29 protein-coding genes and 1 pseudogene are annotated in these 17,748 nt (G+C 36.0%); 28 read left to right on the top strand and 2 right to left on the bottom strand.

Annotated elements, in window-relative coordinates; genetic code table 11:
* Positions 1 to 56: 56 nt before the first annotated feature.
* The 3 genes from CSUIS19073_RS03670 to CSUIS19073_RS03660 all read left to right on the top strand — a co-directional run bounded on the left by CSUIS19073_RS03670 (position 57) and on the right by CSUIS19073_RS03660 (position 3,833).
* Complete coding sequence (locus CSUIS19073_RS03670; RefSeq protein WP_086237506.1) at positions 57 to 626, top strand: cytochrome C; 570 nt, start codon at positions 57 to 59, stop codon at positions 624 to 626.
* Positions 623 to 3,139 carry a molybdopterin guanine dinucleotide-containing S/N-oxide reductase gene (locus tag CSUIS19073_RS03665; protein WP_086237505.1) on the top strand — a complete coding sequence of 839 codons (2,517 nt, stop codon included), beginning with the start codon at positions 623 to 625 and terminating at the stop codon, positions 3,137 to 3,139. The genes CSUIS19073_RS03670 and CSUIS19073_RS03665 overlap by 4 nt, the downstream gene beginning before the upstream one ends.
* An 85-nt stretch (positions 3,140 to 3,224) precedes the next feature.
* Positions 3,225 to 3,833, top strand: coding sequence for a Crp/Fnr family transcriptional regulator (locus CSUIS19073_RS03660; protein WP_180379380.1), 609 nt, complete (start codon positions 3,225 to 3,227; stop codon positions 3,831 to 3,833).
* 12 nt (positions 3,834 to 3,845) lie between these two features.
* Here CSUIS19073_RS03660 and CSUIS19073_RS03655 read toward each other — a convergent pair whose 3' ends face one another.
* A complete protein-coding gene (locus CSUIS19073_RS03655) occupies positions 3,846 to 4,382 on the bottom strand; it encodes a methyltransferase (RefSeq protein WP_236845284.1) in 537 nt (178 codons plus the stop codon).
* Positions 4,333 to 4,536, bottom strand: coding sequence for a hypothetical protein (locus CSUIS19073_RS03650; RefSeq protein WP_086237503.1), 204 nt, complete (start codon positions 4,534 to 4,536; stop codon positions 4,333 to 4,335). The genes CSUIS19073_RS03655 and CSUIS19073_RS03650 overlap by 50 nt, the downstream gene beginning before the upstream one ends.
* A 304-nt stretch (positions 4,537 to 4,840) precedes the next feature.
* Here CSUIS19073_RS03650 and rpsJ point away from each other — a divergent pair, with 304 nt between their 5' ends.
* From rpsJ to hcp, 25 genes and pseudogenes are all read left to right on the top strand, one after another.
* Positions 4,841 to 5,152, top strand: a complete 312-nt coding sequence (rpsJ, locus tag CSUIS19073_RS03645) for a 30S ribosomal protein S10 (RefSeq protein WP_002847957.1) — start codon at positions 4,841 to 4,843, stop codon at positions 5,150 to 5,152.
* Between the two features lie 18 nt (positions 5,153 to 5,170).
* Positions 5,171 to 5,749 (top strand): 50S ribosomal protein L3, encoded by a 579-nt coding sequence (gene rplC / locus CSUIS19073_RS03640; RefSeq protein WP_086237502.1) that lies wholly within the window; start codon positions 5,171 to 5,173, stop codon positions 5,747 to 5,749.
* Positions 5,746 to 6,360, top strand: coding sequence for a 50S ribosomal protein L4 (gene rplD / locus CSUIS19073_RS03635; RefSeq protein WP_086237501.1), 615 nt, complete (start codon positions 5,746 to 5,748; stop codon positions 6,358 to 6,360). The genes rplC and rplD overlap by 4 nt, the downstream gene beginning before the upstream one ends.
* A gap of 2 nt (positions 6,361 to 6,362) precedes the next feature.
* Positions 6,363 to 6,644, top strand: coding sequence for a 50S ribosomal protein L23 (locus tag CSUIS19073_RS03630; RefSeq protein WP_086237500.1), 282 nt, complete (start codon positions 6,363 to 6,365; stop codon positions 6,642 to 6,644).
* Position 6,645: 1 nt separating this feature from the next.
* Positions 6,646 to 7,476: a 50S ribosomal protein L2 gene (rplB, locus tag CSUIS19073_RS03625; protein ID WP_086237499.1), complete on the top strand. Its 831-nt coding sequence runs from the start codon at positions 6,646 to 6,648 to the stop codon at positions 7,474 to 7,476.
* A gap of 2 nt (positions 7,477 to 7,478) precedes the next feature.
* Positions 7,479 to 7,760, top strand: a complete 282-nt coding sequence (rpsS, locus tag CSUIS19073_RS03620) for a 30S ribosomal protein S19 (RefSeq protein ID WP_063997500.1) — start codon at positions 7,479 to 7,481, stop codon at positions 7,758 to 7,760.
* A gap of 9 nt (positions 7,761 to 7,769) precedes the next feature.
* Positions 7,770 to 8,102, top strand: a pseudogene (gene rplV / locus CSUIS19073_RS03615) (50S ribosomal protein L22); the annotation flags it as partial.
* 7 nt (positions 8,103 to 8,109) lie between these two features.
* Entirely contained in the window at positions 8,110 to 8,808 is a 699-nt protein-coding gene (gene rpsC, locus CSUIS19073_RS03610) for a 30S ribosomal protein S3 (protein ID WP_086237497.1), read from the top strand.
* On the top strand, positions 8,808 to 9,233 hold the full coding sequence (rplP, locus tag CSUIS19073_RS03605) for a 50S ribosomal protein L16 (protein WP_086225391.1): 426 nt from the start codon (positions 8,808 to 8,810) through the stop codon (positions 9,231 to 9,233). The genes rpsC and rplP overlap by 1 nt, the downstream gene beginning before the upstream one ends.
* Entirely contained in the window at positions 9,220 to 9,405 is a 186-nt protein-coding gene (gene rpmC / locus CSUIS19073_RS03600; protein WP_086225392.1) for a 50S ribosomal protein L29, read from the top strand. The genes rplP and rpmC overlap by 14 nt, the downstream gene beginning before the upstream one ends.
* A gap of 22 nt (positions 9,406 to 9,427) precedes the next feature.
* Positions 9,428 to 9,673 carry a 30S ribosomal protein S17 gene (rpsQ, locus tag CSUIS19073_RS03595; RefSeq protein WP_418229014.1) on the top strand — a complete coding sequence of 82 codons (246 nt, stop codon included), beginning with the start codon at positions 9,428 to 9,430 and terminating at the stop codon, positions 9,671 to 9,673.
* Positions 9,673 to 10,041 (top strand): 50S ribosomal protein L14, encoded by a 369-nt coding sequence (gene rplN, locus CSUIS19073_RS03590; RefSeq protein ID WP_086237495.1) that lies wholly within the window; start codon positions 9,673 to 9,675, stop codon positions 10,039 to 10,041. Before rpsQ ends, rplN begins: the two co-directional genes overlap by 1 nt.
* Complete coding sequence (rplX, locus tag CSUIS19073_RS03585) at positions 10,041 to 10,274, top strand: 50S ribosomal protein L24 (RefSeq protein ID WP_002847984.1); 234 nt, start codon at positions 10,041 to 10,043, stop codon at positions 10,272 to 10,274. Before rplN ends, rplX begins: the two co-directional genes overlap by 1 nt.
* Positions 10,275 to 10,276: 2 nt before the next feature.
* A complete protein-coding gene (gene rplE / locus CSUIS19073_RS03580; protein WP_086242391.1) occupies positions 10,277 to 10,819 on the top strand; it encodes a 50S ribosomal protein L5 in 543 nt (180 codons plus the stop codon).
* Position 10,820: 1 nt separating this feature from the next.
* Positions 10,821 to 11,006 carry a type Z 30S ribosomal protein S14 gene (locus tag CSUIS19073_RS03575; RefSeq protein WP_038452543.1) on the top strand — a complete coding sequence of 62 codons (186 nt, stop codon included), beginning with the start codon at positions 10,821 to 10,823 and terminating at the stop codon, positions 11,004 to 11,006.
* Between the two features lie 10 nt (positions 11,007 to 11,016).
* On the top strand, positions 11,017 to 11,412 hold the full coding sequence (rpsH, locus tag CSUIS19073_RS03570) for a 30S ribosomal protein S8 (RefSeq protein WP_086237492.1): 396 nt from the start codon (positions 11,017 to 11,019) through the stop codon (positions 11,410 to 11,412).
* 106 nt (positions 11,413 to 11,518) lie between these two features.
* Positions 11,519 to 12,055, top strand: a complete 537-nt coding sequence (gene rplF, locus CSUIS19073_RS03565; RefSeq protein ID WP_086237491.1) for a 50S ribosomal protein L6 — start codon at positions 11,519 to 11,521, stop codon at positions 12,053 to 12,055.
* Between the two features lie 9 nt (positions 12,056 to 12,064).
* The gene (gene rplR, locus CSUIS19073_RS03560) at positions 12,065 to 12,421 is read left to right on the top strand and encodes a 50S ribosomal protein L18 (RefSeq protein WP_086237490.1); all 357 of its coding nucleotides are present in this window, start codon (positions 12,065 to 12,067) and stop codon (positions 12,419 to 12,421) included.
* Positions 12,422 to 12,435: 14 nt separating this feature from the next.
* Positions 12,436 to 12,879 carry a 30S ribosomal protein S5 gene (rpsE, locus tag CSUIS19073_RS03555; RefSeq protein WP_086237489.1) on the top strand — a complete coding sequence of 148 codons (444 nt, stop codon included), beginning with the start codon at positions 12,436 to 12,438 and terminating at the stop codon, positions 12,877 to 12,879.
* Between the two features lie 9 nt (positions 12,880 to 12,888).
* Positions 12,889 to 13,290 carry a 50S ribosomal protein L15 gene (rplO, locus tag CSUIS19073_RS03550; RefSeq protein ID WP_086237488.1) on the top strand — a complete coding sequence of 134 codons (402 nt, stop codon included), beginning with the start codon at positions 12,889 to 12,891 and terminating at the stop codon, positions 13,288 to 13,290.
* Positions 13,290 to 14,552 (top strand): preprotein translocase subunit SecY, encoded by a 1,263-nt coding sequence (gene secY, locus CSUIS19073_RS03545; RefSeq protein ID WP_086242390.1) that lies wholly within the window; start codon positions 13,290 to 13,292, stop codon positions 14,550 to 14,552. Before rplO ends, secY begins: the two co-directional genes overlap by 1 nt.
* Before the next feature lies 1 nt (position 14,553).
* On the top strand, positions 14,554 to 15,315 hold the full coding sequence (gene map / locus CSUIS19073_RS03540) for a type I methionyl aminopeptidase (protein WP_086242389.1): 762 nt from the start codon (positions 14,554 to 14,556) through the stop codon (positions 15,313 to 15,315).
* 28 nt (positions 15,316 to 15,343) lie between these two features.
* A complete protein-coding gene (gene infA / locus CSUIS19073_RS03535) occupies positions 15,344 to 15,562 on the top strand; it encodes a translation initiation factor IF-1 (RefSeq protein ID WP_009649712.1) in 219 nt (72 codons plus the stop codon).
* Between the two features lie 3 nt (positions 15,563 to 15,565).
* Positions 15,566 to 16,177, top strand: a complete 612-nt coding sequence (locus CSUIS19073_RS03530) for a Crp/Fnr family transcriptional regulator (RefSeq protein WP_086237485.1) — start codon at positions 15,566 to 15,568, stop codon at positions 16,175 to 16,177.
* 67 nt (positions 16,178 to 16,244) lie between these two features.
* Positions 16,245 to 17,570 carry a hydroxylamine reductase gene (gene hcp / locus CSUIS19073_RS03525; RefSeq protein WP_086237484.1) on the top strand — a complete coding sequence of 442 codons (1,326 nt, stop codon included), beginning with the start codon at positions 16,245 to 16,247 and terminating at the stop codon, positions 17,568 to 17,570.
* The last annotated feature ends 178 nt before the right edge of the window (positions 17,571 to 17,748 follow it).

Genomic DNA, 17,748 nt, shown 5'->3' with positions numbered 1-17,748 from the left:
CCGAATTTGCATTTATTATATAATCTAAATAAATTTATTTTTATGAAAGGATGAGAATGAGTAAAATCATATTGGTTAGTCTGATTTTAGCTGGGTGTTTAAATGCTAAAACCCTATACTCAACTGCGGTAAAATCAGTCTATTTAGATGATAATTCCAAAGATGTAGCTGGTAAGCTCTTGCCTACAAATGCTATAGAGATTCTACAAAAATCTGGCGATAGAGTTAAATTTGCCCTAAAAGGCTATGTAAATCCATCTTCGCCAAATGTGATATATTACAGCAATGGGGATCGCATTATAGCCTTATCATTTGCTAAGACTAAAACTCCTAAATATGAGATAATCCAAAAAGCAAAAGATGGTAAATTTGATGAGGTAAGGGTGGTTGCTTACACTACAGATGATGAACTAGAAAATGAGTTAAAACCTATGATAGATAGGGCTAAACAGACATATCAAGAGAGTTGCTCGATTTGTCATCAGCTCCATAAAGAGAGCCAATACAATCCAAATCAATGGCCTTCTCTATTTAGGTCAATGCTATCTAGAACGCCAATTGATAAAAAAGATGAGTGGCTAATAATACAGTATCTACAAAAAGCTTCAAAAGGAGATATAAAATGAAAACAAATAGAAGAGAATTTTTAAAATTAGGTGCGGCATTAAGCCTTGCTCCAATGCTACCAAGTAATATATTTGCTAATAATATTGATACTAAGCTTATCAAAGATGGAGAGGTATTTACAGCGGCTCACTGGGGTATGCTAAAAGCAACTATAAAAGATGGTAAGATCATAAGCTCAAAGCCATATCAAGAGTTATCTAAAATTTCAAATCCACTTCAAAATACAATGACAGATTTAGTCTATAAAACCAGAATTGCCGCCCCAATGGTAAGAAAGAGCTATTTAGAAAACCCAGATAGCCCAAAACCTGAATTAAGAGGGGTTGATGAGTGGGTAGAAGTAAAATATGAAGATGCCATTAAATTAGTCGCAAGAGAGCTTAAAAAGACTAGAGAGCAAAAGGGTATGCAAAGCGTATTTGCTGGAAGTTATGGATGGTATAGTAGTGGCAAACTTCACAATCCTAGAATTTTATTACATAGATTTATGAATTTAAGTGGCGGATTTACTGGTAGTTTAGGGGATTACTCTACTGGTGCTAGTCAGGTTATTATGCCTTATGTGGTTGGTAGTATAGAAGTTTATGAGCAACAAACCAGTTGGCCTGTAGTCTTAGAGCATTCAAAAGTAGTAGTTTTATGGGGTATGAATCCTATATCTACTCTAAGAATTGCTTGGAGTGCTACAGATGACCAAGGGCTAAAATATTTCGAGCAATTAAAAGATAGCAGCAAAGAGATTATCATAATTGATCCATTGTGGAGCGAAACTGGCAAATTCTTTGGCGATAAAGCTAGATGGATAGCACCTAGACCAAATACAGATGTTGCTATGATGCTTGGTATGGCTTACTATCTATATACAAGCGGTAAATATGATAAAGATTTTATAGCTAATTATACTACTGGATTTGATAAATTCTTGCCATATTTACTAGGAAAAAGCGATAAAATCCCAAAAACAATCAAATGGGCATCTAAAATTTGTGGTGTAAAAGAGAGTGTGATTAAAAATTTAGCTGATACCATTTATGCTAATAGAACAATGCTAATGAGTGGCTGGGGAATGCAAAGAGCGCACCACGGAGAGCAGCCACACTGGATGCTAGTTACTCTAGCTTCTATGCTAGGACAAATTGGCTTGCCTGGTGGGGGATTTGGTCTTAGCTATCACTATAGTAATGGCGGGGCTCCTACTTGCGTAGGTGGAGTTTTAGGCGGTATAAATGCCGCTAGCGTAGGAGTTATCAAAGATGGGAAATATCAAGGCTTGGCTAGTCAAGCAAGTGGCGATGAAGCAGCTCAAAGCTGGTTAAATGCTGGGACTGATTATGCCTTCCCTGTAGCTAGAATAGCCGATGCCTTGCTAAATCCTGGCAAAATTTTAGAGCATAATGGGACTAAAATCACATATCCTGATATAGACTTTATCTACTGGGCTGGTGGTAATCCTATAACCCAACATCAAGATACAAATACAAATTTAAAGGCTTGGAGACGCCCAAGAACAATAGTCGTAAATGAAATTTACTGGACTCCTACAGCTAAGATGGCTGATATAGTATTTCCAGTAACTACGCAGTATGAGAGAAATGACCTTACAATGACAGGAGACTACTCAAACCAAAATATCTGTCCGATGAAGCAAGTAGTAGAAAGACAGCACTTTGCTAAGAATGATTATGAGATATTTAGCGATCTATGTAAGGCTTATGCTGATGGCTTAGTGGAGGCATTTACTGAAGGTGGCAAAACGGAGATGGATTGGCTAGAGGAGTTTTATAATGTAGTAGCAAATGCGGTAAATGCTAACACAGCTCTTGGTATCACTATGCCTAAATTTAATGAGTGGTGGAACAAGAATGAGCCAACTACATTTGTGCCAACTCTAGAGAGCGAGAGTTGGGTAAGAATGGCTGACTTTAGAGAAGATCCGATCTTAAACGCGCTTGGGACGCCATCTGGATTAATCGAAATTTATAGCCAAGCAATTGAGAATATGAATTATGATGATTGTGCAGCTCATCCAAAGTGGTTTGAACCAGCTGAATGGCTAGGTATGAAGAATAAACCAGCTAAATTCCATCTCATCACAGCTCATCCTACAGATAGACTTCACTCACAGCAAAATAATACATCTTTAAGAGATAATTATGCTATAGCAGGTCGTGAGCCAGTGCTGATTAACGCTAAAGATGCAGCCAAATTGGGTATCAAACAAGGCGATTTGGTAAGAGTGTTTAATAGGCGTGGCGAAGTGCTAGCTGGTGCAGAAGTTAGCAATGATATTATCCCAGGCGTTGTAAGGCTTAGAGAGGGTGCGTGGTATGATGGATTTGGCGATGGACTATGTAAAAATGGTTGTGCTAATGTCCTAACTCTAGATATTCCAACAAGCAAATTATCAAATGGCAATATCTCTCACACAGGACTTGTCAATATAGAAAAATATCAAGGCAATGCTCCTAAACTTGAAGCATTTAACGCTCCAAAAGGTGTAAAAAATATCTAATATTCTAATCCCTTCGTTGGCGAAGGGGTTAAATTTAAAATTAATCAAATTTATGTTAAATTTAAAAAATTTATGGTGGCGTGCGATGAATATTAGTAGATTTAATCAAGATAGTTATAATGATTTTGAGCTATTAAGCAATGAGGATTTGTCGCTATTTCGTCAAGAAAAATATAGCAAATCTGAGCTAATTTACGCACAAAATATCAAATTTATAATCCTAAAAAGCGGTCAAGCAAAGCTTAGCTATATCAGTGGAACAAATGAATTTATCATAAATTTCATAAATAAAGGCTCAATTGTATTAGTTGATAAAGATAGTGTTTTAGAGTTTATGAGCGACTCTTTAACAATGGAGTTAAATCTTTGTGATATAAAAGAGCTTTTTGAAAATGAGAAATTTAGTATGGCGATGGTAAATTCGCTCATTCGCACCACGATAATGACACGTCAGATTGTCGCTGATATAGTATTTGGAAGTTTAGAAAGTAGAATTGTAAGTTTTTTACATAGCTTAGCTGATGAGCAGCATATGATGGTGCGGGATAAAAAGGTAGTTCAAATTCCATTTTCTATTGCTACCTTATCAAATCTTTTAGGTGCTCAACGCCAAAGCGTCTCAACCATATTTAACAAGCTTATTAAAAGTGGCAAACTCATAAAATATGGCAAGAGTAGCTATATAATAAGCTAATTTTAGATGTAATTACTTTTGACCTATGTAGATATAGTGCTCTACGCTACCTTCGTAATTATATAAATTCATCAACTCATAATCTCCCCAAAATAGCGGTTTAAACGGCCTAAAATCCTCTTTTAATTGCTCAATGCTATGAGTGTATCTGATATATGATGAGCCTTTTATCCTACCAGTTGGACAACCTTTTACCTCGCAAAGCCCATTTGGCATAATCTCACCTCTTTGATACTGACTATAGCCTTTGTCGCTCATCATCGTAGCAAAGATTATCGCACCATCATTACACATATTGTAAAATTCATTAATTGTCTCTTTGAAGCTGGAATTCGTAAGATAGTATAAACTTTGATTGGCAAATATAAAATCCATTTTTACACAAAATAGATCTTTTATACTTGAATTTGGTTTTATTATGTGGAAGTTTTTAGGGTTAATTGTCTGATTATTGTCCCAAACCTCTCTTAAGCTAGGCACAATATCAACGCCATAAGGCTCAATACCCCCCCCCAGTAATATCCTTGAAATATTGTGAGTGAATGCCATTTCCACAGCCAAAATCTAGTAAATTCCCGCTAGTTTTATGGAGTTCAAATTTAAGAATTCTCTCATAAAATCTAATCACATGACCATCTGGATATTGAAGTCCGTAGCCTTCCTTATCATACTTTTGAGTGTATGCCTCTAAAGAGTTATCCATAAAAATCCTTTATATTAAATTTAGGCTAAGCCTACAAGAAGTATTGTATCAAAAAATAGTTAATTGCTTGATATTAAAATTATTAACACTATTATTTTATTCCTAATAAAAAGGAAAAAAATATTATAAAATTTAGAAAAATATCGGTAAAATTTGATTTTAAAACTTATTTTGGATATAATTCGCGTCTTTTGATGAGAAGCGTAAGCTTTGCTTGTATGCTTGAAGTTTGGTTATAAGCCTCTGCAAGAGCACTATATCAAAAGGTCGCAAGTTGGCGACAAGTTATTTTAAAGGAAAAAATATGGAAAGAATTAGGCTTAAGCTAAAAGCTTATGACCACAGAGTTCTAGACCGCACAGTTGCAGCCATAGTAGAAGCTGTCAAACGCACTGGTGCCGATGTTCGTGGGCCAGTACCAATGCCTACAAAGATTAAACGCTATACAGTGTTAAAATCTCCACATGTAAATAAAGATTCTCGTGAGCAATTTGAGATGAGAATTCACGCTCGTATGCTAGATATTGTAGCAGCTACACCTGATACAGTTGATAGTCTAACAAAGCTTGACCTTGCCCCTGAGGTAAATGTCGAAGTTCGTGCTATGGGCAAGTAAGTATAAAAGGAAGAGATGATGGAATATATCGTAGAAAAAATAGGTATGAGCAGAACTATCTCAAACCCAAGTACTCCTGTTACATTGCTTAGACTTTTACCAGCTAAAGTGTGCGAAGTAGGTGAAAATAGCAGAGCTATCGTAGCTTATGCTTATACAAAAGCAAACAACAAAGCTATAAAAGGTCAGCAAAAAAAATATGGTTTAAGTAGCGAATTTAACCAATTTGCAACTTTAAGCGTGGCAAATAGCGAAGCTGGTGATTTAGATACAACTCCACTAAATGAGGCTAAAGTTTTAAAAGTTAGCTTTAATACAAAAGGTAGAGGCTTTCAAGGTGTTATTAAAAGACATGGTTTCTCAGGTGGTCCAGCAAGTCATGGTTCAAGATTTCACCGCAGACCAGGCTCTATAGGTAACTGCGAATGGCCAGGTCGTGTCCAACCAGGTAGAAAGATGGCAGGACACTATGGTAATGAAAAAACTACCGTTAAAAACGAAGTTGTAAGCTTTGATAGTGCTAATGGAATTTTAGTATTAAAAGGCTCAGTTCCAGGATTTAATGGTGCTATGGGCAGAGTAAGGATAGTTAAATGAGTAAAATAGCAGTTTTAAACGATAAATTTGAAAAAACAAGTGAATTAGAGCTTCCAGCAAGCTATGCTGAGGTAAATTCACACAATTTATATCTATATGTTAAAAGCTACCTTGCTAGTATGAGAGCAAACTCCGCCCACACAAAAGGTCGCTCAGATGTAAGCGGTGGTGGTAAAAAACCTTGGCGTCAAAAAGGCCGTGGTGGTGCAAGGGCTGGTTCAACAAGAACGAATGTTTGGGTTGGCGGTGCTGTGGCATTTGGTCCTAAAAATAATAGAAATTATAATCAAAAAGTTAATAAAAAACAAAAAAGATTAGCGCTTGAATTTGCTCTAAATGAGAAAGTTTCAAATGGCAAATTCTATGCAGTAGATAGTATCGCTATTGAGAGTGGTAAGACAAAAGATGCGGCAGCTATTATCAAAAAACTTGGTATTAGAGATGCGTTAATCATTAAAAATGAGCTTGATGCTAAGACACTTTTAGCATTTAGAAATCTAGCAAATTGCTATGTGGTAGATGCTAGCGAAGTAAATGCTTATTTAGTATCAGTCTATAGTGCAGTTATAGCTGAAAAATCAGCACTACAATCAATAGTAAAAGAGGGCTAAAAATGGCAGATATAACAGATATTAAAACTATAGTATATACAGAAAAAACTCTTGGCCTTCAAGAACAAGGTGTAGTAGTAATCCAAACTTCACCAAAAATGACTAAAAATGGTCTAAAAGAGGTATTAAAAGAGTATTTTGGTGTAACACCACTTAGAGTAAATTCACTTAGAATAGATGGCAAAGTTAAGCGTTTTAGAGGTAGAGTTGGCGTAAGAAATGATTACAAAAAATTCTATGTCAAACTACCAGATGGCGTAAGCCTAGCAAGTCAGGAGGCATAAGATGGCAATAAAAAGTTTTAAACCTTATACTCCAAGTAGAAGATTTATGACTAGTCTTAGCAGTGAAGATATCACAGCTAAAGCTAGCGTAAGAAGCCTACTTGTGAAAATTCCTGCCGCAGCTGGTAGAAATAATAATGGTAGAATTACAAGCCGCCATAAAGAGGCTGGTGCGAAAAAACTATATCGTATTATTGATTTTAAGCGTCGTAAATTTGGAATTCCAGGCAAAGTTGAAGCTATAGAGTATGATCCAAATAGAAATTGCCGTATCGCTCTTATATCTTATCTTGATGGAGAAAAAAGATATATAATCCGCCCTAGCGGCTTAAATGTAGGCGATGTTATCAGTGCAGCTGAAGCTGGTCTTGATATAAAACCAGGCAATGCTATGAAATTAAAAAGCATTCCAGTTGGTACAATAGTGCATAATATAGAGCTTAAACCTGGTAAAGGTGCTCAAATGGCTAGAAGTGCTGGTGGTTACGCTCAACTTATGGGTAAAGAAGAGAAGTATGTAATACTAAGACTTCCAAGTGGTGAGATGAGGCAAGTTTTAGCTGAGTGTATGGCTACAGTTGGCGTAGTTGGTAATGAGGATTGGGCAAATGTAACTATCGGTAAAGCAGGACGCAATCGCTATAGAGGTATTCGCCCTCAAACTAGAGGTAGTGCTATGAACCCAGTAGATCACCCACACGGCGGTGGTGAAGGCAAGAAAAACTCAGGTCGCCATCCAGTTACTCCATGGGGCAAACCAACTAAGGGTGCTAAAACTCGCCGTAAAAAAGCTAGTGATAGGCTTATAATATCAAGAAGGAAAGGTAAATAACGATGGCTAGATCGCTAAAAAAAGGTCCTTTTGTAGATGACCATGTAATGAAAAAAGTCATCGCTGCAAAAGCCGCTAATGATAACAAACCAATTAAAACTTGGTCAAGAAGAAGCACAATCACACCTGAAATGATAGGTTTGACATTTAATGTGCATAATGGCAAAAGCTTTATTCCTGTATATGTAACAGAAAATCATATAGGTTATAAACTAGGCGAATTTGCACCAACAAGAACATTCAAGGGTCATAAAGGCTCTGTTCAGAAAAAAATAGGTAAATAAGGGGAAGTTATGAGTAAAGCTATTATTAAATTCATAAGACTATCTCCAACAAAAGCTAGATTAATAGCTAATGAAGTTCAAGGAATGAATGCCGAATTAGCATTAGCAAGCCTTAGCTTTATGCCAAATCGTGGAGCAAAGTATATCGCAAATGCTATAAGTTCAGCTGTAGCTAATGGCGGATTTGAGCCTGAAGAGGTAGTTGTGAAAAGTTGTAGAGTAGATGCAGGTCCTGTATTAAAAAGATTCCGCCCAAGAGCAAGAGGAAGTGCAAGTAGAATTCGCAAACCTACTAGCCATATCTTAGTAGAAGTAGCTAAAGCAGCAAAAACAGAGAAGGAAGCATAAAATGGGACAAAAAGTTAATCCAATAGGTCTTAGACTAGGTATAAATAGAAACTGGGAGTCTAGATGGTTTCCATCAAAAGCAACACTTCCAGAAAACATAGGCGAAGACTATAAAATAAGAAAATTCCTAAAAGCTAAGCTATATTATGCTGGTGTTAGCCAAATTTTAGTTGAAAGAACAGCTAAAAAACTAAGAGTAACAGTAGTTGCTGCTCGCCCTGGTATCATCATCGGCAAAAAAGGTGGCGAAGTAGAAAATTTAAGATTAGAAGTTGCTAAATTAGTCAATAAAGATGTAGCTATCAATATCAAAGAAGAGCGTAAAGCTGGTAGCTCAGCTCAATTAGCAGCAGAAAATGTAGCTATGCAACTTGAGCGTCGTGTGGCATTCCGCCGTGCTATGAAAAAAGTCATTCAAGGTGCTCAAAAAGCTGGTGGCAAAGGTATTAAAGTAAGCGTATCAGGTCGCTTAGGTGGTGCTGAAATGGCTAGAACTGAGTGGTATCTTGAGGGTCGTGTGCCTTTACATACTTTAAGGGCTAGAATAGACTATGGCTTTGCTGAAGCTCATACAACTTATGGTAATATAGGTGTAAAAGTATGGATATTTAAAGGCGAAGTGTTACAAAAAGGTATCCAAGCTGAAAAGAGCGAAGAGACAGCTCCTAAAAAAGCAAAACGCGCTAGAAGGGGTAAATAATGTTATTACCAAAAAGAACGAAATATCGTAAAATGATGAAAGGCCGCAATCGTGGCTATGCAACTCGCGGTACAGCTTTAGCGCTTGGCGAATTTGGATTAAAAGCTGTAGAAGCTGGTAGAATCAACTCTCGCCAAATAGAGTCAGCTCGTCAAGCATATACTCGTCATGTAAAAAGACAAGCTAAAACTTGGATTAGAGTATTCCCAGATAAACCTATTACTAAAAAACCTTTAGAAACTCGTATGGGTAAAGGTAAAGGTGGAGTTGAAGAGTGGGTTATGAATATCAAACCAGGTAGAATAATATTTGAGATGGCTGGAGTATCTGAAGAGCTTGCTAGAGAGGCTCTGACATTAGCTATGCACAAACTACCATTTAAAACTAAGTTTGTAACAAGAGAGAGCGAAAATGAAATATACTGATATAAGTGGGAAAAATTTAAGCGAACTTAACGCTTTATTAAAAGAGAAAAAGGTGCTTTTATTTACACTTAGACAAAAGCTAAAAACTATGCAGCTAACTAACCCTAATGAGATCCGTGAAGCTAAAAAAGATATAGCTAGGATCAATACTGCAATTAGTGCTGCGAAGTAAGGGGTGAATGATGGCAGTAGAAATGAAAAGAGAAATTCAAGGTGTCGTAGTAGCCATAGCTGGGAATAAAACTGCAACTGTATTGGTTGAAAGAAGAGTTATGCACCCAAGATACCATAAATTTGTAAAACGCTTTAAAAAGTATCTAGTTCATGATGAGAAAAATGAGCTAAAAGTGGGAGATACTATATCAGCTGTTGAGTGCAGACCGCTAAGTGCTAGAAAGAAATTCCGCTTACAATCAGTTTTGAAAACAGGAGTTGAATAATGATACAAAGTTTTACAAGACTAGCAGTAGCAGATAATAGTGGCGCAAAAGAGCTTATGTGTATAAAAGTTTTAGGTGGTAGTAAAAGACGATATGCAAGCCTTGGCGATGTTATCGTTTGCTCAGTTAAGAAAGCTCTACCAAATGGCAAAATTAAAAAAGGTCAAGTTGTAAAAGCAGTAGTAGTAAGGACTAAAAAAGAGGTTCAAAGAGGCAATGGCTCTCTAATCCGCTTTGATGAGAATGCTGCTGTTATCCTTGATAATAAAAGAGAGCCAGTAGGTACTCGTATATTTGGCCCAGTGGGTAGAGAAGTAAGATATGCGAATTTTATGAAAATCGTATCTCTTGCACCGGAGGTTCTATAATGGCAGTTAAATATAAAATTAAAAAAGGCGATGAAGTAAAAGTAATCGCAGGTGATGATAAAGGTAAAGTTGCAAAAGTTATTGCGGTTTTGCCAAAAAAAGGTCAGGTAATAGTTGAGGGTGTTAAGGTTGCTAAAAAGGCGGTTAAACCGACCGAGAAAAATCCAAATGGTGGATTTATTAGCAAAGAGATGCCTATTGACATTTCAAATGTTGCAAAAGTTGAGGGTTAAATATGAGATTAAAAGCAAAATATAATGAGAGTATTAAACCAGCTCTAGTAAAAGAATTTGATATTAAAAACCCTATGCTTATTCCAGCAATTGAAAAGATCGTAATTAGCGTTGGAGCTGGAGAGAGTGCTAAAGATCAAAAATTGCTTCAAAATATGGCTGATACAATATCTTTGATAGCAGGACAAAAAGCAGTTGTTACAAATGCTAAAAAGTCAGTTGCTGGCTTTAAAGTTCGTGAAGGCTTCCCAGTAGGTATAAAAGTAACATTAAGAAAAGAGCAAATGTATGCTTTCTTAGATAAGTTAATTAGCATTGCGCTTCCTAGGGTAAAAGACTTCCGTGGTTTGCCTAGAGATGGATTTGATGGTCGTGGTAATTATAACTTTGGTTTAAATGAGCAACTAATGTTTCCAGAAGTTGTATATGATCAAATTCTAAGAACACATGGTATGAATATAACTATAGTTACAACAGCTAACGATGACAAACAAGCGTTCAAGCTACTTGAACTCTTTGGTATTCCATTTGCAAAAGGAAAGTAATATGGCAAAAAAATCAATGATAGCAAAAGCAGCGCGCAAACCTAAATTTAGCGTGCGTGGATACACTAGATGTCAAATTTGTGGTCGCCCACACTCTGTTTATAAAGATTTTGGAATTTGCCGTGTGTGCCTAAGAAAAATGGCTAACGAAGGACTAATACCAGGTCTTAAAAAAGCAAGTTGGTAAGGGAAATAATATGATAAATGATTTAATTTCAGATGGACTAACACGCATTAGAAATGCGGCTATGAGAAGACTAGAGACTACTCAACTTCTACACTCAAATGTTGTTGAGGCGACTTTAAAAATTCTAGCACAAAAAGGCTATATTGAGAGCTATAATGTAATTGAAGAGAATAATAAAAAATTCATTAATGTAGTTCTAAAATATGATGAACGAGGTGCAAGTGTAATAAATGAATTAAAAAGAGTTTCAAAGCCAGGTCGTAGAGTTTATCAAGGTAAAGATGAGATCAAAAGATTTAAAAATGGCTATGGGACAATTATAGTTAGCACTAGCAAAGGCGTTTTAAGCAATGATGAAGCACATAAAGCTGGTGTTGGTGGCGAAGTGCTTTGTACAGTTTGGTAGTAGTTGAATTAGCTATTGAGTGCATTGCTCAAGGCTAATCTTTTTATGGTATTGGGTATCCATTCGCACGGCGTAGAAATACCCTAGACAAGTAAAAAGGAAAGATATGTCAAGAATTGGAAAACAGCCAATATCTATTCCAAGTGGTTTAGATGTTAGTTTAAATGGTTCGGTTTTAGTGTTTAAAAAAGGTAACGCTACTAAAGAGTTAGACACTAAAGGCAATGTTAATGTAGAAGTTAAAGATGGCATCATCACATTTACTAGTAAGGGTGATGATAGACAAAGCAGAGCCTACTGGGGCACATATCGTGCTTTAGCAAATAATATAGTAATTGGCTTAACAGCTGGATTTACTAGACAACTAGAGATTAATGGTGTTGGTTATAAAGCTGCAGCAAAAGGTAAGGTATTAGAGTTAGCTTTAGGCTTTTCACATCCTATTAACTATGAACTTCCTGAAGGCGTAGAAGTAAGCGTTGAAAAAAACATTATCACTATCAAAGGTAGCGATAAACAATTAGTAGGTCAAGTAGCAGCTGAAGTAAGAGGCTTTAGACCGCCAGAGCCATATAAAGGCAAAGGTGTCAAATATGTCGAAGAACGCATAATCCGCAAAGCCGGTAAAACATCTAAGAAATAAGGGTAAGCAATGGTAGCAAATGTATTAAAAAGAAAATTATCTCTAAGAATTAAGAGAAAAAGAAGAATTAGAGCTAAAATCAGCGGTACCGCGTCTTGCCCTAGAATTTCTATATTTAAATCCAATAGAACTCTATATGTCCAAGCGATAGAAGATATTAACGCTACTACTCTTTGTGCTAGTGATGGTAGAAAGCTAGGCATTAAAGCAAATAAAGCTGGTGCGGTGATTCTTGCCAAAGATATTGCTAGCAAATTAGAAAAAGCTGGAATCAAAGAAGCGGTATTTGATAGAAATGGCTATCTATACCATGGTGTAGTTGCAGCATTTGCTGAAGCTCTAAGAGAAAATGGCATTAAGCTATAACGCAAGGATTATTGATGGAAAAGTATAATAGAGAAGAATTTGAAGAAGTAATCGTTGATATTGGTCGTGTTACTAAGGTTGTAAAAGGCGGTAGAAGATTTAGATTTACAGCTCTTGTTGTTGTAGGTGATAAAAAAGGTCGTGTTGGATTTGGATTTGGTAAAGCCAAAGAGGTGCCAGATGCGATGAGAAAAGCTACTGATGATGCCTTTAAAAATATCGTAGAGGTAAAACTCAAAGGTAGCACCATTCCACATGATGTTGAAGTTAAATATAACGCAAGTAGAATCTTGCTAAAACCAGCTAGCGAAGGTACCGGAGTTATCGCTGGTGGTGGTGCTCGTCCAGTTGTAGAGTTGGCAGGTATCAAAAATATACTTACTAAATCTCTTGGTTCAAACAACTCTGCAAATGTCGTTCGTGCTACAATTAAAGCATTAAGTATGCTAAAAGGTTAAGGAGAGAGCATGGGACTAGAAAATTTACAAAAAGCTGCAGGCTCAACTCGCAATACTAAAAGAATTGGTCGTGGTCAAGGTAGTGGCTGGGGCAAAACCGCTACAAAAGGTGGTAAAGGTCAAACAGCTAGAAAAGGCTATAATGAAAAAAGAGGGTTTGAAGGTGGTCAGCAACCACTTCAAAGAAGACTACCAAAAGTAGGCTTTACTTCTAAATTTGAAAAACCATACGCAATTAGCGTTGATAAAAATCCTGCTATTAAAGAGTTAAGCGAGATTACACTAGATACTCTTAAAACAGTACATAAATTCTCAAATAGCATCAAAAAAGTTAAACTTATAGGTGCTGGGGCTAAAGATCTACTTAGCAAGATAAAAGATGAGAATATAAAGGTAACTGGAAATAACTAATGAATAGAGCATTAATCAACAAGATATTAATTACGCTTGGATTTTTGTTTGCTTACAGGGTGCTGGCTTATGTGCCAGTCCCTGGTGTAAATATTGATGTTATTAGGGAATTCTTTACTTCAAATAGTTCAAATGCACTTGGTATGTTTAATATGTTTAGTGGTGGCGCTGCTGAGCGTTTAAGCATTATCTCATTAGGTATTATGCCATATATCACAGCTTCGATTATTATGGAGCTTTTAGCAGCTACATTTCCAAATTTAGGCAAGATGAAAAAAGAGCGTGATGGTATGCAAAAATATATGCAAATTATCCGCTATGCGACTATCGTTATTACCATTATACAAGCAATTGGGGTAAGTATAGGCTTACAAAGCTTAACTGGCAAAGATGGCGCAAGTGCTATAATGATAGATATGAATTTATTTATCGCTATTAGCTGCGTATCTATGCTAACTGGGACAATGCTACTTATGTGGATAGGTGAGCAAATCACTCAAAGAGGTATTGGAAATGGTATTAGCCTTATAATATTTGCTGGTATTGTAAGTGGTATTCCAAGTGCTATTGGCGGGACAATTGATTTGGTAAATACTGGAGAGTTAAATTTCTTAGTAGTTATCGCAATTGCTTTGGTTATTCTAATCACTGTAGGCGTGGTAATATATGTAGAAATGGGCGAAAGAAGGGTGCCAATCTCATATTCTCGCAAAACAGTTATGCAAAATCAAAATAAGAGAATAATGAATTATATCCCTATAAAAGTAAATTTAAGTGGTGTTATTCCGCCGATTTTTGCTAGTGCTATTTTGATGTTTCCTGGGACAATTTTACAAGCAAGCACAAATGAGTTTATAGTAGCGATAAATGATTTTTTAAATCCAAATAGCTACTTTTTTAACATCTTAACATTTTTGTTTATTCTATTTTTTGCATATTTTTATGCCTCCATTACATTTAATGCAAAAGATATAAGCGAAAATTTAAAAAGACAAGGCGGATTTATCCCTGGTGTCAGACCTGGTGAGAGCACGGCTAATTTCTTAAACGAAGTAGCTAGTAGGCTTACCTTGACTGGTTCTATATACCTTGGTCTTATATCTACTTTGCCTTGGGTTTTAGTTAAATTTATGGGAGTGCCATTCTACTTTGGTGGTACATCTGTATTGATTGTGGTGCAAGTAGCACTTGATACGATGAGAAAGATAGAAGCTCAAGTTTATATGAGTAAATATCAAACTCTAAGTGCAGTTGGACTATAAGATGGCTATAGGAATTAAAACCCCAAAAGAGATAGAGAGTATGCGTGCGGCTAATAGAATAGTCGCAGCTACTCTAGATCATCTTCATACGATTATTAAGCCTGGAATTTCACTTCTTGAAATTGATAAAATTTGCGAAGATATGATTAAAGCTGCTGGAGCTAAACCAGCTTTTAAAGGGCTTTATGGCTTTCCAAATACTGCTTGTATCAGTGTAAATGAGGTTGTAATCCACGGAATTCCAAATGGCTATATCTTACAAGATGGCGATATAGTATCAGTTGATATTGGATCAAATTTAAATGGCTTTTTTGGCGATAGTGCTAGAACTTACCCAGTAGGCAATATCTCAAAAAGCGATGAATCTTTGATTGCGTGCAGCAAAGATGCTTTGTATTATGCCATTGATGAGATTAGGGCTGGTATGCATTTTAAAGAGCTTTGTTATAAGCTTGAGCAGTTTATCTTAGGGCGTGGATATGTGCCATTAAAGGGATTTTGCGGTCATGGAATAGGTCGCAAGCCGCACGAAGAGCCTGAAATTCCAAACTACTTAGAAGGGACAATGCCAAAAGCTGGACCAAAAATTAGAAATGGTATGGTTTTTTGCATTGAGCCAATGATTTGTCAAAAAGATGGCACACCAAAGATTGCTGCTGATAAATGGACCGTTACTAGCGTAGATGGCTTAAGAACTAGCCACTATGAGCATTGCGTAGCAGTGATTAATGGCAAGGCTGAGATACTTAGTGTAGTTGATTGAAATTTAAGTTTATTTAAGGAGATAAAATTTGGCAAAAGATGATGTTATAGAGATTGATGGCAATGTGGTCGAGGCTCTACCTAATGCTACCTTTAAAGTAGAATTAGATAATAAGCATGTAATTTTATGCCATATTGCTGGTAAGATGAGAATGCACTACATCAAGATTATGCCAGGCGATAGGGTTAAGGTCGAGCTAACTCCATATAGCTTAGACAAGGGTAGGATTACATATCGTTATAAATAATATATGATAGATGCCTTAAAAGATAAGCTCAAAAGATTTGGCGTAGCTTCGCAAGATTTAGATAGGATAGAAAAATTTTTACAAATTAGAAAATTTAGCGATGGTAAGCTACTTACAAAGAGTCATTATGGACTTTTGATAATTGGCTCTGGGGCTCTTAGAGTTTATACTATTTTTGGCTCTCAAGAAAAGACAATTCTCACCCTTGAAAAGGGTGATGAGTGGGTAATATGCCAAATTTGTACTCAAAAATCACTTGAGCTAGAGTTAAATCTCCAAGCGCTTGGTGATTTAGAAATCATTATAATTCCAGATAATATTTTTAGAGATTTAAGACAGAAGTATCCTAAGCTTAGTGAGTATATTTTAACTATTTTTGCTAAGCAATTTGCTAAGAGCATAGAGGTGGCTTCAAAAAGTAAAACCATACCATTTCGTGATAGATTGGTTGAATTTATCAGAAAAAATGCTATAAATAATGGCATAAAAATAACTCATCAGCAAATAGCAAATCATCTAGGAGTAACAAGAGAGTGTGTATCTAAAAATCTTAAACAACTAGAAAAAAATGGACTTTTAACCTTATCAAGGGGTAAAATTTATTTAGAAATGTGAAGTGATTACATACAAAAATATAAAAATTCTATAAAATCCAAATTTAATTTATTTTTAAAGGATTTTTATGGATTTAGAGATGTTTTGTCATCAATGTGAGATGAGTGCTAATGATGGGTGTGGCTCTAAAGGGCAAAGTATGGGGACTTGCGGTAAAGATGCTACACTAGCAAGGCTGCAAGATATGATGATATTTGCCCTAAAGGGTTTAAGCGCATATCGCCACCATGCAAATGAACTAGGAGCCAATACAAAAAATGTAGATGATATAATGGCTCAAACTCTATATTTTACACTTACAAATATGAATTTTAATTTCGATCAGCATATCGAGCAATTGCTAAAAGTAGGCAAGGCTGGAGTAGAGGTTATGGATATTTTAAGCAATGCCCACACTAGTAAATTTGGTATCCCAACTCCTGTAAAAATCACTCAAAACAAAGCAAGTGGCAAAGCTATTTTAGTAAGCGGTCATAATCTTCACGCACTAAAAGAGCTATTAGAGCAGACCAAAGATAAAGGGATTAATATCTACACCCACTCTGAGATGCTTCCAGCTCATGGCTATCCAGAGCTTAAAAAGTATCCACATTTAAAAGGAAATTTGGGTAAAGCATGGTTTGACCAAACTGAGCTTTTTAATAAATTTGGTGGAGCTATTTTGATGACTACAAATTGTATCGTTCCACTTCGCAAAAGTGCTAGATATAGCGATAGATTGTTTGGATATGATATCGCAAGCACCCAAGGCATAGCTCATATTAATGGCGATGATTTTACTCCACTAATCAATAAGGCTTTAGAGCTTGATGATGTAAGTGGCTTTGATAGCGATGAAGTAATCAGCACGGGTCATCATTATAAGGCTATTTTGCCTATGGCTAGTGAGATTTTAGATGCGATTAAAAGCGGTAAAATTCGTAGATTTTTTGTTATAGCAGGATGTGATGCCCCAGGTAAAGGCAGGGAGTATTATAGGGAGTTAGCCCTTAGTGTGCCAAAAGATTGCGTGATTTTAACTTCAAGTTGTGGTAAATTTAGATTTAACGATATAGATTTTGGTTTAATAGAAGGGACAAATATTCCAAGATATTTAGATTTGGGTCAGTGCAATGATAGTAATGGTGGAGTAAAAATAGCTATGGCTCTAAGTGAGGCTACAGGGATAGCCATCAATGATTTGCCGCTTTCAATAGTGTTAATGTGGATGGAACAAAAAGCTATAATAATATTAGTAGCACTATTATATTTGGGTGTAAAAAATATCCATATTGGCCCTAGTTTGCCAAAATTTTTAAATAGCGAAATATTAAATTTCTTAGTAGAAAAATATAATTTATCGCTAATTAGCTCAGATCCAAAGGCGGATTTAGAAAAATTCTTAAATTCTTAAGTTTTTAACAGAGTTACGGCTCTGTTAAATTTATAAAAATTAAAGCCAATTTTAGATACAATTCCAAGCTTTGCATCCAAACTGGATAAAGAAGTATTTTCAAAGTGTGCCACTTGTTTTGAAAATAGTTGGTTTAGGCGTGTTCTTAGACCTAAGTGCAGTCTAGTAAAAGTGGTAA

The organism is Campylobacter sp. RM19073 (assembly GCF_024723495.1).
Lineage (GTDB): Bacteria > Campylobacterota > Campylobacteria > Campylobacterales > Campylobacteraceae > Campylobacter > Campylobacter porcelli.
Note: the sequence above shows the minus strand (reverse complement) of the source record. Positions and strands in the feature narration are given on the sequence as shown.

What these genes read in the sequence shown, in the direction of transcription:
- CSUIS19073_RS03670 (WP_086237506.1), top strand. Translation starts at nt 57, where the DNA reads ATGAGTAAAATCATATTGGTTAGTCTGATTTTAGCTGGGTGTTTAAAT.
- CSUIS19073_RS03665 (WP_086237505.1), top strand. Translation starts at nt 623, where the DNA reads ATGAAAACAAATAGAAGAGAATTTTTAAAATTAGGTGCGGCATTAAGC.
- CSUIS19073_RS03660 (WP_180379380.1), top strand. Translation starts at nt 3,225, where the DNA reads ATGAATATTAGTAGATTTAATCAAGATAGTTATAATGATTTTGAGCTA.
- CSUIS19073_RS03655 (WP_236845284.1), bottom strand. Translation starts at nt 4,382, where the DNA reads ATGGCATTCACTCACAATATTTCAAGGATATTACTGGGGGGGGGTATT.
- CSUIS19073_RS03650 (WP_086237503.1), bottom strand. Translation starts at nt 4,536, where the DNA reads ATGGATAACTCTTTAGAGGCATACACTCAAAAGTATGATAAGGAAGGC.
- rpsJ (WP_002847957.1), top strand. Translation starts at nt 4,841, where the DNA reads ATGGAAAGAATTAGGCTTAAGCTAAAAGCTTATGACCACAGAGTTCTA.
- rplC (WP_086237502.1), top strand. Translation starts at nt 5,171, where the DNA reads ATGGAATATATCGTAGAAAAAATAGGTATGAGCAGAACTATCTCAAAC.
- rplD (WP_086237501.1), top strand. Translation starts at nt 5,746, where the DNA reads ATGAGTAAAATAGCAGTTTTAAACGATAAATTTGAAAAAACAAGTGAA.
- CSUIS19073_RS03630 (WP_086237500.1), top strand. Translation starts at nt 6,363, where the DNA reads ATGGCAGATATAACAGATATTAAAACTATAGTATATACAGAAAAAACT.
- rplB (WP_086237499.1), top strand. Translation starts at nt 6,646, where the DNA reads ATGGCAATAAAAAGTTTTAAACCTTATACTCCAAGTAGAAGATTTATG.
- rpsS (WP_063997500.1), top strand. Translation starts at nt 7,479, where the DNA reads ATGGCTAGATCGCTAAAAAAAGGTCCTTTTGTAGATGACCATGTAATG.
- rpsC (WP_086237497.1), top strand. Translation starts at nt 8,110, where the DNA reads ATGGGACAAAAAGTTAATCCAATAGGTCTTAGACTAGGTATAAATAGA.
- rplP (WP_086225391.1), top strand. Translation starts at nt 8,808, where the DNA reads ATGTTATTACCAAAAAGAACGAAATATCGTAAAATGATGAAAGGCCGC.
- rpmC (WP_086225392.1), top strand. Translation starts at nt 9,220, where the DNA reads ATGAAATATACTGATATAAGTGGGAAAAATTTAAGCGAACTTAACGCT.
- rpsQ (WP_418229014.1), top strand. Translation starts at nt 9,428, where the DNA reads ATGAAAAGAGAAATTCAAGGTGTCGTAGTAGCCATAGCTGGGAATAAA.
- rplN (WP_086237495.1), top strand. Translation starts at nt 9,673, where the DNA reads ATGATACAAAGTTTTACAAGACTAGCAGTAGCAGATAATAGTGGCGCA.
- rplX (WP_002847984.1), top strand. Translation starts at nt 10,041, where the DNA reads ATGGCAGTTAAATATAAAATTAAAAAAGGCGATGAAGTAAAAGTAATC.
- rplE (WP_086242391.1), top strand. Translation starts at nt 10,277, where the DNA reads ATGAGATTAAAAGCAAAATATAATGAGAGTATTAAACCAGCTCTAGTA.
- CSUIS19073_RS03575 (WP_038452543.1), top strand. Translation starts at nt 10,821, where the DNA reads ATGGCAAAAAAATCAATGATAGCAAAAGCAGCGCGCAAACCTAAATTT.
- rpsH (WP_086237492.1), top strand. Translation starts at nt 11,017, where the DNA reads ATGATAAATGATTTAATTTCAGATGGACTAACACGCATTAGAAATGCG.
- rplF (WP_086237491.1), top strand. Translation starts at nt 11,519, where the DNA reads ATGTCAAGAATTGGAAAACAGCCAATATCTATTCCAAGTGGTTTAGAT.
- rplR (WP_086237490.1), top strand. Translation starts at nt 12,065, where the DNA reads ATGGTAGCAAATGTATTAAAAAGAAAATTATCTCTAAGAATTAAGAGA.
- rpsE (WP_086237489.1), top strand. Translation starts at nt 12,436, where the DNA reads ATGGAAAAGTATAATAGAGAAGAATTTGAAGAAGTAATCGTTGATATT.
- rplO (WP_086237488.1), top strand. Translation starts at nt 12,889, where the DNA reads ATGGGACTAGAAAATTTACAAAAAGCTGCAGGCTCAACTCGCAATACT.
- secY (WP_086242390.1), top strand. Translation starts at nt 13,290, where the DNA reads ATGAATAGAGCATTAATCAACAAGATATTAATTACGCTTGGATTTTTG.
- map (WP_086242389.1), top strand. Translation starts at nt 14,554, where the DNA reads ATGGCTATAGGAATTAAAACCCCAAAAGAGATAGAGAGTATGCGTGCG.
- CSUIS19073_RS03530 (WP_086237485.1), top strand. Translation starts at nt 15,566, where the DNA reads ATGATAGATGCCTTAAAAGATAAGCTCAAAAGATTTGGCGTAGCTTCG.
- hcp (WP_086237484.1), top strand. Translation starts at nt 16,245, where the DNA reads ATGGATTTAGAGATGTTTTGTCATCAATGTGAGATGAGTGCTAATGAT.